This is a genomic window from Streptomyces sp. NPDC050508 (assembly GCF_040655155.1).
Classification (GTDB): domain Bacteria; phylum Actinomycetota; class Actinomycetes; order Streptomycetales; family Streptomycetaceae; genus Streptomyces.
In genome coordinates, this window is sequence record NZ_JBFAJJ010000001.1 from 478,330 (window position 1) to 492,815 (window position 14,486).

At 70.1% G+C, this 14,486-nt stretch carries 13 protein-coding genes; 3 read left to right on the forward strand and 10 right to left on the reverse strand.

The genetic code is table 11. From position 1 onward, the window contains the following. The first annotated feature begins 44 nt into the window (after positions 1 to 44). On the forward strand, positions 45 to 872 hold the full coding sequence (locus tag AB0I69_RS02135) for a TIGR02452 family protein (protein ID WP_363093559.1): 828 nt from the start codon (positions 45 to 47) through the stop codon (positions 870 to 872). A gap of 4 nt (positions 873 to 876) precedes the next feature. Here AB0I69_RS02135 and AB0I69_RS02140 read toward each other — a convergent pair whose 3' ends face one another. The 4 genes from AB0I69_RS02140 to AB0I69_RS02155 all read right to left on the reverse strand — a co-directional run bounded on the left by AB0I69_RS02140 (position 877) and on the right by AB0I69_RS02155 (position 4,677). Further along, entirely contained in the window at positions 877 to 1,323 is a 447-nt protein-coding gene (locus AB0I69_RS02140; protein WP_363093560.1) for a type II toxin-antitoxin system PemK/MazF family toxin, read from the reverse strand. 62 nt (positions 1,324 to 1,385) lie between these two features. After that, positions 1,386 to 2,867 (reverse strand): SPFH domain-containing protein, encoded by a 1,482-nt coding sequence (locus AB0I69_RS02145; protein ID WP_363093561.1) that lies wholly within the window; start codon positions 2,865 to 2,867, stop codon positions 1,386 to 1,388. Between the two features lie 143 nt (positions 2,868 to 3,010). Continuing rightward, positions 3,011 to 3,229 (reverse strand): hypothetical protein, encoded by a 219-nt coding sequence (locus AB0I69_RS02150; protein WP_234444330.1) that lies wholly within the window; start codon positions 3,227 to 3,229, stop codon positions 3,011 to 3,013. 26 nt (positions 3,230 to 3,255) lie between these two features. After that, positions 3,256 to 4,677: an amidase gene (locus AB0I69_RS02155; RefSeq protein ID WP_363093562.1), complete on the reverse strand. Its 1,422-nt coding sequence runs from the start codon at positions 4,675 to 4,677 to the stop codon at positions 3,256 to 3,258. A gap of 248 nt (positions 4,678 to 4,925) precedes the next feature. Between AB0I69_RS02155 and AB0I69_RS02160 the strand changes: the two genes are divergently transcribed. Next, positions 4,926 to 6,314 carry a glycoside hydrolase family 43 protein gene (locus AB0I69_RS02160; RefSeq protein WP_363093563.1) on the forward strand — a complete coding sequence of 463 codons (1,389 nt, stop codon included), beginning with the start codon at positions 4,926 to 4,928 and terminating at the stop codon, positions 6,312 to 6,314. Between the two features lie 13 nt (positions 6,315 to 6,327). On the opposite strand, the gene AB0I69_RS02165 is transcribed toward AB0I69_RS02160, so the two are convergent. Next, positions 6,328 to 6,873 (reverse strand): helix-turn-helix domain-containing protein, encoded by a 546-nt coding sequence (locus AB0I69_RS02165; protein ID WP_363093564.1) that lies wholly within the window; start codon positions 6,871 to 6,873, stop codon positions 6,328 to 6,330. A 168-nt stretch (positions 6,874 to 7,041) separates the two neighbouring features. Between AB0I69_RS02165 and AB0I69_RS02170 the strand changes: the two genes are divergently transcribed. Next, positions 7,042 to 8,301, forward strand: a complete 1,260-nt coding sequence (locus AB0I69_RS02170) for an enolase C-terminal domain-like protein (protein WP_363093565.1) — start codon at positions 7,042 to 7,044, stop codon at positions 8,299 to 8,301. 62 nt (positions 8,302 to 8,363) lie between these two features. Here the strand turns inward: AB0I69_RS02170 and AB0I69_RS02175 are convergent, their stop codons facing one another. From AB0I69_RS02175 to AB0I69_RS02195, 5 genes are all read right to left on the reverse strand, one after another. After that, positions 8,364 to 9,677 carry an MFS transporter gene (locus AB0I69_RS02175; RefSeq protein WP_363093566.1) on the reverse strand — a complete coding sequence of 438 codons (1,314 nt, stop codon included), beginning with the start codon at positions 9,675 to 9,677 and terminating at the stop codon, positions 8,364 to 8,366. Positions 9,678 to 9,962: 285 nt separating this feature from the next. Next, complete coding sequence (locus AB0I69_RS02180) at positions 9,963 to 10,835, reverse strand: carbohydrate ABC transporter permease (RefSeq protein ID WP_363093567.1); 873 nt, start codon at positions 10,833 to 10,835, stop codon at positions 9,963 to 9,965. Further along, entirely contained in the window at positions 10,825 to 11,841 is a 1,017-nt protein-coding gene (locus AB0I69_RS02185) for a sugar ABC transporter permease (protein ID WP_363093569.1), read from the reverse strand. Before AB0I69_RS02185 ends, AB0I69_RS02180 begins: the two co-directional genes overlap by 11 nt. A gap of 1 nt (position 11,842) precedes the next feature. After that, on the reverse strand, positions 11,843 to 13,129 hold the full coding sequence (locus AB0I69_RS02190) for an extracellular solute-binding protein (RefSeq protein WP_363093570.1): 1,287 nt from the start codon (positions 13,127 to 13,129) through the stop codon (positions 11,843 to 11,845). 291 nt (positions 13,130 to 13,420) lie between these two features. Continuing rightward, the gene (locus tag AB0I69_RS02195; RefSeq protein ID WP_363093571.1) at positions 13,421 to 14,473 is read right to left on the reverse strand and encodes a LacI family DNA-binding transcriptional regulator; all 1,053 of its coding nucleotides are present in this window, start codon (positions 14,471 to 14,473) and stop codon (positions 13,421 to 13,423) included. Between the last annotated feature and the right edge of the window lie 13 nt (positions 14,474 to 14,486).

Here is a 14,486-nt window from a genome sequence, read left to right on the forward strand (position 1 = left end):
GAGGTCGCGGGGCGTGCGCCCATGGCGTACACGGGGGTTATGCCATGAGCGCGCGCCTGCGCGGCATCGCGCAGCAGACCGAGCAGATCGTCGCGGCCGGGAGCTACCGCGCGGCGGACGGGCACGAGGTGTCCATCGCCGACGAGACGGAGGCGGCCCGCGCGGGCACGCGCCTGTACGGACCGGAACCGGTGCGGACACCACCGTTCTCGCCCGTGGAGACGCTCTTCGAGGTCACCGGCGAGAGCAGCCTGGAGGCCGCCCGCCGACTGACCGGCCCGGTCGCCGTCCTGAACTTCGCCTCCGCCCGCAATCCCGGCGGCGGCTTCCTCAACGGCGCGCAGGCCCAGGAAGAGGCCCTGTGCCGAGCCTCCGCCCTGTACACGTGCCTGCTTGAGGCCCGAGGTTTCTACGACCATCACCGCGCCCACCGCGACCCGTTCTACACGGACCGCGTCATCCACTCACCGGCCGTCCCCGTCTTCCGCGACGACAAGGGACGGCTCCTCGACGAGCCGTACACCGCCGGATTCCTGACCGCCGCCGCGCCGAACGCCGGGGTCGTCCTGCGCACGGCGCCGGAGCGCGCGGCAGAGCTGCCGCACGCCGTCGCCGTACGGGCGGAGCGGGTGCTGGAGACGGCCGTGTCGCACGGCTACCGGCGGCTGGTCCTGGGCGCCTGGGGCTGCGGGGTCTTCCGGAACGACCCGGCGCAGGTCGCGGGCGCCTTCCGCACGCTGCTCGGGCCGGGCGGGCGATTCGCCGCGGCCTTCGAGCACGTGGTGTTCGGAGTCCTGGACCGCACGCCGGGTGCCACGGTCCGGGACGCCTTCGTACGAGCCTTTCCGGAGCGTCAGCTCCAGCAGGGCTAGTCGCTCAGGTCCAGCCGTAGCGCTCGTGCAGCCGGTGCCGGACGAGATTGAAGCGCATCTGGTCGATCGCGCAGGCCTCGCGGCGCATGCCGTCCTCGTGCAGGCGCAGGACGCGGTCCACGTCGACCCACGAGTCGCGCCCGGACTTGTCCCACGGGCCGCTGCCGATCGCCACCCACTCGCGGTCGCCGTCATGGCGCTTGCTCGACAGCTGGACGGCGAGCAGGGTCCCGCCGTGCTCACGGGCCACCACGAGGACCGGGCGGTCCTTGCCCCGGCCGTCGTTCTCCTCGAACGGCACCCAGGTCCAGACGATCTCACCGGGGTCCGGGTCGCCGTCGTGCGCGGGGGAGTACTCGGTACGGACCTTGCCGACCTCACGCGGGTCGGCCTCGGTCGTGGCGGAGGGGCCGAAGCGGCCCGGAACGTTCTCATCGGTAAAGGCGGTCACGGAGGCACCTTAGAACGTGCCTCCGTGACCTCGGACGCCGGGCGCCCGTCAGACGATCACCGCTACTCCTTCTCCACCGGCACCTTCTGCGACGGCGGAGCCGTGACTCCGTTCAGGGCCGAAGTCCCGCTCGGGGTCTGTCCGTTCTGGTTCATCGAGGAGAGCAGCTGGCGGGCCAGACCGAGTCCCGTGCCGCCCATCGTGAGCGCCTTGGCGAGCATCTCCGCCATGCCGTCGGCCCCGTTGAGGACCACCATGTTGTCGACGCTGCCGAACGCGGACGCGCCGGCCTTCACGATCTCCGGCCAGTTCTCCGCGAGTTGCTGCGCGACCACGGCCTCCTGGTTCTCGGCGAGAGCAGCGGCCCGCGCCTTGATGGCCTCCGCCTCGGCGAGACCCTGGGCCCGTGTCGCCTCGGCGGCGGCGAGCCCCTTCGCCTGCGCGGTGGCAGCCTCGGCCTCACCGGTGGCCCTGGTGGCCGTCGCGGCGGCCACACCTCGTGCCTGGGTCGCCTCGGCCTCGGCGTTCGCGGCCGTCTTGATCCGGTTCGCCTCGGCCTCGGCCGCCAACTCGGTCTCCTTGGCCTTGGCTTGAGCCGCGGAGATCCGTGCGTCGCGCTCGGCCTCGGCGCGGGCCCTCGTCTCGTACGCCTGGGCGTCCGCGGGCTTGCGGACGTCCGCCTGGAGCTGCTGTTCCCGCCGCAGGGCGTCGAGTTCGGCGATCCGGGTCTCCTGTACGACGACGTCCTGCCGGGCGGCGGCGTCCGCGAGCGGTCCGGCCTGCCTGGCCTTCGCCGCCGCCTTGTCGCGCTCGGCCTGGTAGCCGGCCTGCAGGATCTCGCTGTCCCGGGTGGCCTCCGACATCCGCGCCGCGGCCTTCTGTTCGGCCTCGGTGGCAAGACGGTTGGCCTCGGCCTGCGCGATGCGCGCGTCCCGCTGTACGGCGGCGGCGTGCGGCATCGCGAGGTTCTTGATGTAGCCGGTCGGGTCCTCGATCTCGTGGATCTGCAGCGAGTCCACGATCAGACCCAGCTTCTCCATCTCCGTACCGCAGGCGGCACGGGTCTGCCCCGTCAGCTTCTCCCGGTCGCGGATCATGTCCTCGACCGTCAACCCGCCCACGATGGACCGGAGATGACCGGCGAACACGTTGTGCACCCGCTCCGACATCATCTTCTGCTGGTCGAGGAAACGCCGTCCCGCGTTGGCGATCGACACGAAGTCGTCGCCCACCTTGAAGATGACCACGCCCCGCACCTTGAGCGGAATGCCCTGCGTGGTCACACAATCCACGTGCAGCTCGGTCTCGTTGAGGTCCAGCGAGATCTTGCGCACCGCCTGCACACCGGGCAGCACCAGCGTGCCGCGCCCCGTGACGATGCGGAACCCCATGCCTTCTTCAAGGCCTTCGGTACGGTGCTTGGAACCCGAGATGATGAGTGCCTCGTTCGGCTCCGCGACCCGCCACATCGACTTGAACAGGCCTATCAGTGCGAGAACGGCGACAAGCGCCACCCCCGCTACGACGCCGATGACCATCGGCATACGCCCCCTTTTGATGGTGCCCTTTCGGCACCGAACGAAGGGAGTGTGCTCCTGCGCGACAGCGGGGTACAGACGCTGACGGATCCTTGTTGCAATCTTGACGCATATGCCTCTGAAACGCTCTCACCTGCGGCGGAGGCGGCTCAACTGTCGTATGCCTGCGTCACGTAGACGGTCCTCGGCGGCAGGTACTCCACCACCATCACCACGGTGCCGCGCTCGATCCGGTCCGTGCCCGTGGCGGCGTACGCGAGGAAGTGCTCGGCGCCCCCGCGCACCCGGACGATCACCTCGCCGACGAGCCCGGGCCCGACCGTCCCGGTGACCCGCCCCATCAGCCCGACCATCGACGCATCCTGCATGGTCACAGGGTACGGGCCGAACAGGACTACGCGGCCGGTGAATCCGTGGCGATCGGCTCCGGCCACCGCTCGTGCCAGCGCAGGTCCGCCTCCAGCTGGGCGGCGAGCGACAGCAGCAGGGGCTCGCTGTTCGACGGGCCCAACAGCTGGGCGCCGACCGGGAGTCCGCCCGCCACGAAGCCCGCGGGGACGTTGACGCCGGGCCAGCCGAGGATGTTCCACGGCCAGGCGTAGGGGCAGGCGGCGATCATCGCGCGGTCGGTGGCCAGGCCGTTCAGGTCGAGCATCGCGCCGACGAGGGGTGGGGGAGCGGCTGTTGTCGGCGCGAGAATCACGTCGTACATCCCGAAGAACGCGCCGATCCGGTCGTGCAGGGTCGCCTCCGCGCGCCGTGCCGCCCGCAACGGGGCGCCGCCGAGCCGTCGGCCGAGACGGGCGGCCTCCAGGGTGCGCCGGTCGAGGAGTTCGGGGTGCGGTGCCTCGCGGACCCGCTCGGCGAGACCGACGGTGGCGCGCGGGAGGAAGGTCAACCCGATCTGACCGTACGGCGGATCGTCCTCCACGACCGTGTGGCCCAACTGGGCCAGTTTCTCGGCGAGTTCGAGGACCCGGGCCCGTACGTCCAGTTGCAGCCGGGCGGGCAGTGCGGTGAACGGCGGCTTCAGGGAGAGGGCGATGCGCAGTCGGCCGGGGTCGCGGCCGACCGCCTCCGACAGGGTGAGCGGGGGCGGGCGGTGCAGGTCCCCCGCGTGGTTGCCGCTCGCCGCGTCGAGGAGCAGGGCCGCGTCCGCGACCGTACGGGCGAGGGTGCCGTTGACCGTGATGCCCTGGAAGGACTCGCCGCGCGGCCAGGTCGAGATACGGCCGCGCTGCGGCTTGACGCCGATGAGGTGGGTCCAGGAGGCGGGGATGCGCACCGAACCGGCGCCGTCCGAGCCGAGCGCGGCCGGGACCAGCCCCGCGGCGACCGCCGCCGCCGAGCCGCCGGACGAACCCCCGGGCGTGTGACGGGAGTTCCACGGATTGCGGGTCGCGCCGAACGCGGGCCCCTCGGTGAACGGCCACTGCCCGAGCTCGCAGGTGTTCGTCTTCCCGACGATCACGGCACCGGCCGCCCGCAGCCGTCGTACCGCCTCGCCGTCCTCGGCCTGCGGCGGGAACTCGCCGCGGCAGCCGAACGCGGTCGGTTCGCCCGCCACGTCCATGTCGTCCTTGACGGCGACCGGCACTCCGAGGAGCGGCTTGCGCACTCCGGCGGCCAGTTCCTTGTCCGCGGCTTCCGCCTCGGTGAGTGCCGCCTCCGTGCGTACGATCCGAAAGGCGTTCAGGGAGGCCTGAGTTGCTTCGATCCGCGCCAGCGTCTCCTCGACCAGTGCCCGTGCCGTCACCTCCCCGGCGGCCAGAGCGCGGGCGGACTCGGCCACGCCTGCGGAACGGTCGGGCTTCATGCGGGCACCTCCGGAAGCGCGTGTCTACCGAACGGTAACGTCCGGGCGCCCGGCGTGCTGCGGATGCGGCAACTTCCCGCGTGGCGTGGACGGTTGGCCGTACGCCAGCCGTACGCCACAGGCTTCCCACAGAGATCATCCAGCGCTGCGCAAACCATTGACGTGTTCCTGACCCACCCCTACCTTCTGACCGAATTCACGAACCACGTTCGACATGGCGAACGTCCGAGTCTCCGGGAGAGCCGCCCGTGACCACACGTCCCCCCACACCGTCCCGCCGCAACCTGCTGCGCGCGATGGCCGTCCTGCCCGCCTCGGCGCTCGTCCTGGGCAAGGCCCCCGGACTGCTCGGCACGGCACTGGCCGCCGCCCCGTCGAGCGGCTACGCCACCCGGTACACGATCGTCCCGTTCCTCAACAGCGACGACGGCACCGTCAACGTCTACCAGTCCGACGACGCCACCGACTTCCGCCTCGTCCAGGCCTCCGCCTACACCCCGCCCAGCAACCGCATCCGCGACGCCAGCGTGTTCAAGCACACCGACGGCTACTACTACCTGACGTACACCACCCACACATGGGAGGACGTCAGCACCACCATCGGCTTCGCGCGCAGTGCCGACCGGGTCAGCTGGACGTTCCTGTACGACTACACGGTCCCGATCACGAACCTGTCCCGCGCCTGGGCGCCCGAGTGGTTCGTGGACAGTGACGGCAGTGTCAACGTCATCGTGTCCTGCTCCACCACCGACGACGAGTGGATCTTCACGCCGTACCGGCTGAAGGCGTCCAACTCGGCGCTGACGGCGTGGAGTTCACCGGTCGCCCTGTCCGGCATCGGCTCCAACCACATCGACACGTACATCGTGCGGATCGGCTCGACCTACCACGCCTTCACCAAGAACGAGACGGCGAAGTACATCGAGTACGGCACCGCCACCAGCCTCACCGGCCCCTACACGATCTCCAAGACCGGCGACTGGGCCGGCTGGGGCAGCTACCGCGAGGGCCCCTCGGTGGTGCAGCTCGACAACGGCGGCTGGCGGATCTTCTTCGACGGCTACGGCGACGGCAATTACTACTACAGCGACAGCTACGACACGTTCGCCACCTGGTCCGCGCCGACCGCGCTGACCACCCTCTCCGGCACGGCACGCCACTTCACGGTCATCAAGGAGACGGTGTCCGGCGGCCCGAGCCTCGCGACCGGGGTCACCCGTTCCTTCCAGTCCGCCAACTACACGACCCGCTACTGGCAGGAGGTGTCTTCGCTGCTCAACCTGCCGGTGGTCACCAGCTCCAGCACCACCGCCCTGAAGCAGGCGTCCACCTTCACGGTCGTGGCCGGGCTCGCCGACGCGACCGGCTTCTCCTTCCGGGACTCGGCCGGCAACTACCTGCGCCACTACGACTTCCGGGGCCGGTTCGACGCGAACGACGGCACGGCGACCTTCGCCGGGGACGCCACGTTCTACGCCCGGACGGGCGCCACCACCGGTGCGCTGCGCTTCGAGTCGTACAACTACCCCGGCTACTACCTGCGCCACTACAACTACCAACTGCGGGTGGACCCGACGGACGGCACGGACCTCTTCCGGACGGACAGCTCGTTCGTGCCGGTGACGGCCTGGGCCTGAGAGCGGGCGGGGCTCAGTCGGTGAGGCCCAGTGCCCCCGCCGCCTGGATCGCCGGCCAGACCCCGGCCAGGGCCCCCGTCGACGTCAGGTCGCGCTGGGTGAGAGTGCCGAAGCGGCGCAGCCGGTAGGCGAGGGTGTTCGGATGGATGTGGAGGGCCGCCGCAGCCGTGTCGGTGCGGCGGTCCCGCTCCATCCACGTACGGGCCGAGACCAGCAGCTGCGAGTCATGGGACTCGTCGTAGCGCAGGACCTCGCCGAGCACGTGCTCGACCAGCGCGGTCAGGACGGCCGGGTCGTCGGGCAGCCAACGGCCCGTCGAGTCATCGCCGTAGCGGACGACCGGGCGACCCGACTCCACGGCCTTGGAGACCGCCCAGAGCGCCTCACGCTGGGCGACCCGCAGCGCGGCACCCGGCAGGAAGGGGCGGCTCATCCCGGCGGCCACGCCCAGGTCCGGGTCGTCGACGAGCCGACCGGCCACGACCTTCAGGGCGTAGGGAACACCGGCCCGGAACCGGGCGGCGGTGTCACGCACGAGTGCGGGGATCTCGACGTCCACGGCCCGGGTGCTCCTTGCGGGTCGGCGGGAGAGCGATGCCGCCCACACCCTGGGACGCCGAGGGCCGGCCGGTTCGTGCGGTGTGGCAGTGGCCCCTGTGCTCCTGGGTAGTTACCCCAGGCAGGGGCTGATCTGGCCCGTCGATCACGGCTTGGAGGTACGGGGCGCATGAGCAGTACGGCAGGGAACCGGATCCGGGAGCTGATCGTCACCCCGATCGCCTTCCGTGATCCGCCACTCCTCAACTCGAACGGCGTCCACGAGCCCCTCGCCCTTCGGGTTGTCCTCCAACTCGTGCTGGAGGACGGCACGGTGGGCCTCGGCGAGTCCACGGGTGGGGTGACCCGCCTGGAACGACTTGAGGCCGCGGCGGGGGTCGTCGTAGGCCGGGACGTCTTCGACACGACGGGCCTCGCCGCCGCGATCGACGCCGCCCTGCTGCCGACCGTCCCCAGTTCCCACGAGCGCGGCTGGACCACCTCGGCGGTGGAGGTGGCGTGCCTCGACGCGCAGGGCAAGCTGCTCGGACGCCCGGTCAGCGACCTGCTCGGCGGGAGGGTCCGTGACGCCGTGCCGTTCGCCGCGTACCTCTTCTACAAGTGGGCCGAACATCCCGCCCTCGACGGCCGGGCCGCGGTGGGCGACGACTGGGGTGAGGCGCTGGATCCCGCCGGGATCGTCGAGCAGGCCCGGCTGATGCAACAGCGGTACGGCTTCCGGTCGTTCAAGCTCAAGGGCGGAGTCTTCCCGCCCGACGAGGAGATCGCCGCGATCAGGGCACTGGCGGCGGCCTTCCCGGGGCAGCCGCTGCGCCTGGACCCCAACACGGCATGGACGGCACGGACGTCGACGTACGTGGCGCGTGAACTGGACGGCGTACTGGAGTACTTGGAGGACCCGACCGCCACGATTCCGGGCATGGCGCAGGTCGCGAAGGACTCGCCGCTCCCGCTGGCCACCAACATGTGCGTGGTCGCCTGGGAGCACGTGAGGCCCGCGATCGAGCAGAACGCGATCCAGGTGCTCCTCACGGACCACCACTACTGGGGCGGGCTGCGCCGGACCCGTGAACTGGCGGCCGTCTGCGAGGCGTTCGGGATCGCCCTGTCCATGCACTCCAACTCACACCTGGGCATCAGCCTCGCCGCCATGACCCACGTCGCCGCGACGATCCCCCACCTCGACCACTCCTGCGACACGCACTACCCGTGGAACTCGGCCGACGACGTCGTCCGCCCCGGGGTGCTGGAACTGCGGGACGGCGAGGTCAAGGTTCCCACCGGCCCCGGCCTCGGCGTGGAGCTCGACCACGACGCCCTCGACCGACTGCACCGGCTGTACGTCGACTCGGGTGTGCGCGCCCGCGACGACACCGCCTACATGCGGCGCGTCCGGCCCGACTACGAACTGAGGCTTCCGCGCTGGTGAGCCTGCCGTGCCTGGGAGCCCGCCTGGCGTGTGTTCAACCGGATGGCCGCGGGATGCCGTCGTCAACGCTGCGTCGTCGACGGCTCGTTGGGGAGCATGGCATGGGGTGGCCGGTCGGCGGACGCGCGTAGCGTCGGCTCGTTGCGCAGCCGTACGAAGGTGATGGCCAGGGCGACCGCCTGGACGGCGGCGCAGCACAGGACGACCGTGTCCAGGTGCGCCGGTGGGGTGACGGCGACGAGGATGCCGGCCACCGGGAAGGGCAGCAGCAGGAGCAGCATGGTCAGGGAGAGGGTGGTGCCGAAGGCCGTGGCCGGGATGACCAGCGAGCGGAGGGTGCGCAGCACGACGGTGAGGCCGCCGTCGCCCGCCATGAACAGCGCGATGAGGACCATGTAGGCGGCGTAGGAGGGGGCTTGGGGGAGTGCGAGGCAGGCCGCGGAGGCGAACGTCGCGCACACGACGCCCACGCCCCACAGGTCGACGCGGCGCAGGGCGAGTCGGCAGCAGGTGATCGCCAGCAGGGTCGCGGCCGCGGCGGCGGACCACAGGGTGCCGACGTCGGCGGAGGAGCGGCCGAAGTTCTCCACCACGATGATGGGGCTGGCCGACTGGAGCAGGCCGAGGGCGAGGTTGGAGCAGGCCAGGCCCGCCACCAGCCACCGCAGGGCGGGCAGTCTGTGCAGCATGCGCAGCCCGGTCCGCAGCCCGCCGGGTGTGTGTTCGCCGTCCGGCCGCGCGGAACGCAGCGGGGTGGGCGGGGTCTGCAGCCCGAGCACGGCCGCCAGCAGCGACAGCCCGGTCAGGCAGCCGAGCATCCAGCCCGGCCCCACCAGCAGCAGGAAGCCCGCGAGCAGGGGGCCGACGAGCATGGCGGTCTGGTCGATGCCGATGAGGACCGACTGCACTCCGTGGGGCCGGTTCTCCGCCCGCCGGGTGACGATCGCGCCCACGGCCTCGTTGGCGACGAAGCTGAACTGGGTGAGGGTGCCGGTCACCGCGGCCAGCACCAGCACGGTCACCGTCTCCGCCGTGCCGCGCGGAAGCATGACCAGTGCGACGGCCGCCCCCGCCAGCACCACGGCCCGCAGCAGCGAGGCGAGGAAGCACACGATCGCCGCGCCCCGGCGGTCCACCACATTGCCGGCCAGCACGAACGCGGCGATCCGCGGCGTCCACTCCAGGGCGAACGCCAGGCCCGTCAGCGACGAGGAGCGGGTGATGGCCAGGACCAGCAACGGCATCGCGTACGTCGACATGGAGAACGCCAGGGCGTCACTGGTCCGTGGCGCGTAGATCCGTCGAAACAGGCTGCCGGACGGAACGGCCGCATGGCGACCGGCCGGCGGCCGGTCCTCGTGCAGGGTGATGGCCACGGAATGGGGGGCTTTCGGTGAGGCGTGTCGCGGAGGGGGAAACGGGTGTGGCGCCGGCCTGGGACGAAAAGAATTCGCGGGAGGCGGGGAGAGAGGGAAACGCCTATAGGCAAGGAGAGTTGAGGCGTGAAATATAGCGCAGTCAAATGGGATTCGGCATATCCCGTGCGGACATCTCCGCACGGTCTGTGCCGCACCTCCCCGTGCCGGGAAGACAGAAGGCGATAAGAAAGCTACTTCATCGCAATTCGGGCACGGGGGGTGAGGCATTCACGGCATTTCCGATCACATCTTCGTCGCCCCGGCCGCCAGATCCCGCAGGAAGTGCCGTGCCCCGATCAGGAACACCACGATCAGCGGGATCACGCTCATCAGGGCGCCGGCCATCACGACGGCGTAGTCGGTGTTGTAGGCCACGTTGAGGTTGGCCAGGGCGACCTGGAGGGTGAGGCGGTCGGGGTTGACCAGGACGACCAGCGGCCAGATGTAGTCGTTCCAGAGGTGGATGAACGTGAAGATGCCGAGGAAGGCCAGTGCGGGCCGGAACAGGGGCAGGGCCACCTGCCAGTACAGGCGGAAGAAACCGGCCCCGTCGATCCGTCCGGCGTCCAGGAGTTCGTCGGGCAGTGAGTTCTGGGCGTACTGCCGCATCCAGAAGATGCCGAACGCGTTGGCCGCGCCTGGTATCACGAGGGCTTTGAGTGAACCGGCCCAGCCGAACTCGGCCATGGTGACGAACTGCGGCACCAACGCGAGCTGGGCGGGAATCATGTATGTCGCCAGCAGGATGCCGAACAGCACCTTCCGCGCCGGGAACTCGTACTTGGCAAAGGCGAACGCGGCAAGGGAGTCGAAGAACAGCACCAGCGCCGTGCCCGCCACCGAGACGACGACGGTGTTGAACAGCGAACCGAAGAAATCGATCCGGTGGATCACCTGACGCATGTTCTCCAGGAGATGGGTGCCAGGCACCAGCCGGGGCGGGAACCGGAGGATCTCCTGGGTGGTGATCGAGGCCATCACCACGAGCCAGTAGAAGGGGAACAGCGAGACCAGCACACCGAACAGCAGCACCACCCGGACACCGATACGGGAGAGCCTGCTGCCGGAGCCGATGGCGAGCCCCGCGCCGGCGCCGGTCGTGTCGTCAGCGGCCATTGCGGGCTCCCTTGCGCAAGGAGATACGGGGACGGTCGTCGCGCTCGGAGCCGGACACCAGCCGCCAGTTGATGATCGCGAAGAGGGCGATGATCGCGAAGAGGGACCAGCCGATGGCCGCGCCGTAGCCGAACTGGTGGTCGTTGAAGGCCTTCTGCCAGAGATAGAGCACGATGGTCAGACCTTCCTGGCCCGGCCCGCCGGTGGTCCCGGGGTCGTCCGAGTAGAAGAGCACCTGCGACTCGGTGAAGATCTGCAGGCCGTTGATGGTGGACGTGATGACCGCGAAGAGGATCACCGGCCTCAACTGCGGTACCAGCACCCGGAACAGGGTCTGGCGGCTGCTCGCCCCGTCGACCCGCGCCGCCTCGAACAGCTCGGTGGGAACGGCCTGCAGGCCCGCCAGGAGGATCAGCGCGTTGTAGCCGACCCAGCGCCAGATGATCATGAGGGAGATCGCCGACTTGATCCCGAGGGAGGACGTCAGCCAGCCGACGCCGTCGACCCCGGTCGCCTTCAACAGGGAGTTGGCCAGGCCTGCTTGGGCGAAGACCGAGCCGAAGACGATCGTCATGGCCACCATCGAGGTCACGTTCGGGATGAAGTACGCGATCCGGTAGGCGGTGGCGTGGCGCACCTGCGCGTTCAGCAGGAACGCGATGACCAGGGCCAGGAACAGCATCGGCACCGTCGACATGAACCAGATCTCGAAGGTGTTGAGGATCGAGTGCCAGAACACCGAGTCGTGCAGCAGCCACCGGTACTGCTGGAGCCCGACGAACCGCATGTCACCGATGCCGTCCCAGTCCTGGAAGGACAGGTACAAGGAGAAACCCACCGGGAAGGCGCCGAAGACCGCGAAGAGCACGTAGTACGGCGAGATGGCGAGATACGGCGGCACGTGCCGCCGCCAACGCCCGCGCGGGGCACCGGTGTTGACGCCTCGCGCCGCCTCGGCGCCGCTTCCGGCCGCGGGCGCCTGGGCCGCTCCCGCTACGGTCGCCATCTCAGCTCACCCCCTGCTGGGACAGCGTCCGCTCGCAGGCGTGCATGGCGTCGCGCCAGGCCTTGTCGGGGTTCTTACCGAGGGTTTCCACGTTGGTCAGCTCCTGGAAGACGGGGGTGTTGCACATGTCCTCGTAGGGGCTGAAGAAGATGACCGGGGCCTTCTCCGCGGCCGGGCCGAAGACGTCGACGGGTATCTGTCCGCCGAAGAAGGGGTCGGGTGCACGCATCGCCGGTTTGCCGTACGCGGCCGGGGTGGTGGGGAACAGCGCCATCTCCTGATAGCTCTTCAGCTGGTTCTCGGGCCCGAGCAGCCACTTCAGGTAGGCGAAGGCGCCTTCCGGGTCACGGCAGTACCGGGTGATGGTCACGTACGACCCGCCGTAGTTCGTGGAACCGCCGGGCAGCTCGGTCAGCCGCCAGGCCCCGGAGGTCTTCGGCGCCACGTCCTTGAGTCCGCCGATGGCCCACACCGCCGTGATCATCGAGGCGATCCGGCCGCGGCTCATGGCCGCGTTGTAGTCGGGCGTGCTGTCCAGCACCCGGGCGCTGAGCCCCTGTTGGTACGTCTCCACCGCCAAGTCCCAGGCGCGCTTGACGTGTTGCTGGTCGCCGATGAAGTGGTTGTCGGCGTCCACGAACTGCTTCGGACTCTGGTACAGCGCCATCCGGAAGACGTAGCTGATCTGGGAGACCAGGAACGGCTTGCCGGGCGCCCTGCTCCTGAGCGTCCGGCCGAGCGCGAGGTACTTGTCCCAGGTGGCGGTCGCCTCCGCGACGTCCGCCGGTTCGGTGGGCAGGCCCGCCTGCTCGAAGAGGTCCCGGCGGTAGTAGAGCGCGGTCGGTCCGGCGTCGAGCGGGAAGCCGATCATCCTCCCGCTCGGGCTGATACCGCTCTTCCACTTCCAGTCCAGGTACTGGTCCTCCAGGGCCCCGGCGCCGAGCTTCCTCAGGTCCAGGAACTCCTCCTCGTCGGGGAAGAACAGTGAGACGTCGGAGTTCGCGCAGGCCAGGTCCGGCACGTACGCCCGGGCCGCCATGCTGGTGCGCAGCTTCGACTTGTAGTCGCCGGCGATCGGCGAGCCCTTCACCTTCAGTCCGGGTACGCCGGGCACTCCGCGCGCGGAGACGGCGAGGAGCTTGTCGCTCAGCGCGCCGTTCCAGTACCAGATGCTCAGGTGATCGGTGCCGGCCGAGACGGAGCCGTGGTCGCTCCCGCACCCCGACAGGCCCAACAGGGCGGCACCCGCGCCGCCGAGGGAGGCCCCCAGCAGTCGTCTGCGGGACATCGTTCGCAATTCCATGGGCGCGCACTCGCTTTCCGGACATGCCAAGGCCGGGGAGGAGGGGGAGAGGCGAGGACGTCGACGACGGTCGCTGAGGTGGAGAGGTCGGTCCGACGTCGGGCGGGCGAAACCGGGCGGTTACGTGGGGGACGTGAACGTTCACGTGAACGTTGCCGTCGAGTATCGAGGCGGCCGAAAACCAGTGTCAAGGGACGTGCACAGTAGTTGTGTTGGCGCTTTCTATGGATGAGGAGAGGGGCGGCCGAAGCAAGCGGCAACGCACCCGCACCGGGGCTACGCCGAGGCCCGCACCACCAGTTGGGGAATCACCCATGCGTCGGTGCCGGTCAACGGCTCCTGACCCGAGCTCAGTCGGGCGACCTGCTCCACGGCCAGCCGGCCCAGACGCCGCTTGTCGATGTGCAGGGTGGTCAGGGCGGGCTCCACCAACTCACCCAGGGACAGCCCGTCGAAGCCCAGCACGGCCAGGTCGTCGGGCACCCGCAGACCACGGCGCCGTGCCGCCCGCATCGCGCCGACGGCGATCAGGTCGTTGAATCCGAAGACGGCGGTCATCTCGGGCCGTACGTCGAGGAGTTGGGCCACGGCCGCCTCGCCGCCCGCCACACTGTGCTCGGGGCTCCGTACGACCCACCTCTCGTCGACGGGCAGTCCGTGCAGCCGTACGGAGGCGAGGAAGGCCTCCCGACGGGGGCCGGGGGCGTCGATCCGATCGCCGTCGAGCATGCCGATCCTGCGATGCCCCGCACGCACCAGATGGGCCACGCCCTGCTCGACACCGGCGGCGGCGTCGATGCCGACGGCTCCGAACCGGGTCTGGTGCGGCCCGCGTTCGAGCACCACCGTCGGTACGCCTCCGAGGTGCCGGGCGAGTACGGCGTCCGGGTTCTTGAAGTAGCCGACGACCGCGTCCGCCTGATGGGAGAGCATGTCGAGGGCCTCCAACTCCCGGTTCTCGTCCGTACGGGAGTCCCACACCACGACCTGCCAGCCACGCTCCTCGGCCGCCTCCAGCACACCGGCGGCCACCTCGGGGAAGAACGGGTTCATCAGATCCGGGATCACCAGCCCCGCCGTCACCGCGCCCTTGCGGACGAGCCCCCGCGCGAACCGGCTCGGCCGGTAGTCCAGCAGGCGGGCCACCTCCAGGACGCGCTCCTTGGTGGCGGGGTCGATCTCACCCTTGTCGTTGACCGCCCGGGACACCGTCTGCCGGGACACTCCGGCCAGTTGTGCGACGTCGTGGATCGTGGCCCGCCGTCGGGGCGCGTCGGGCCGCGAGGTCCCGTCGACACGAGGGTCGCGTTCCTGGTTGTCCGCCCACACGCTGTGCACTGTA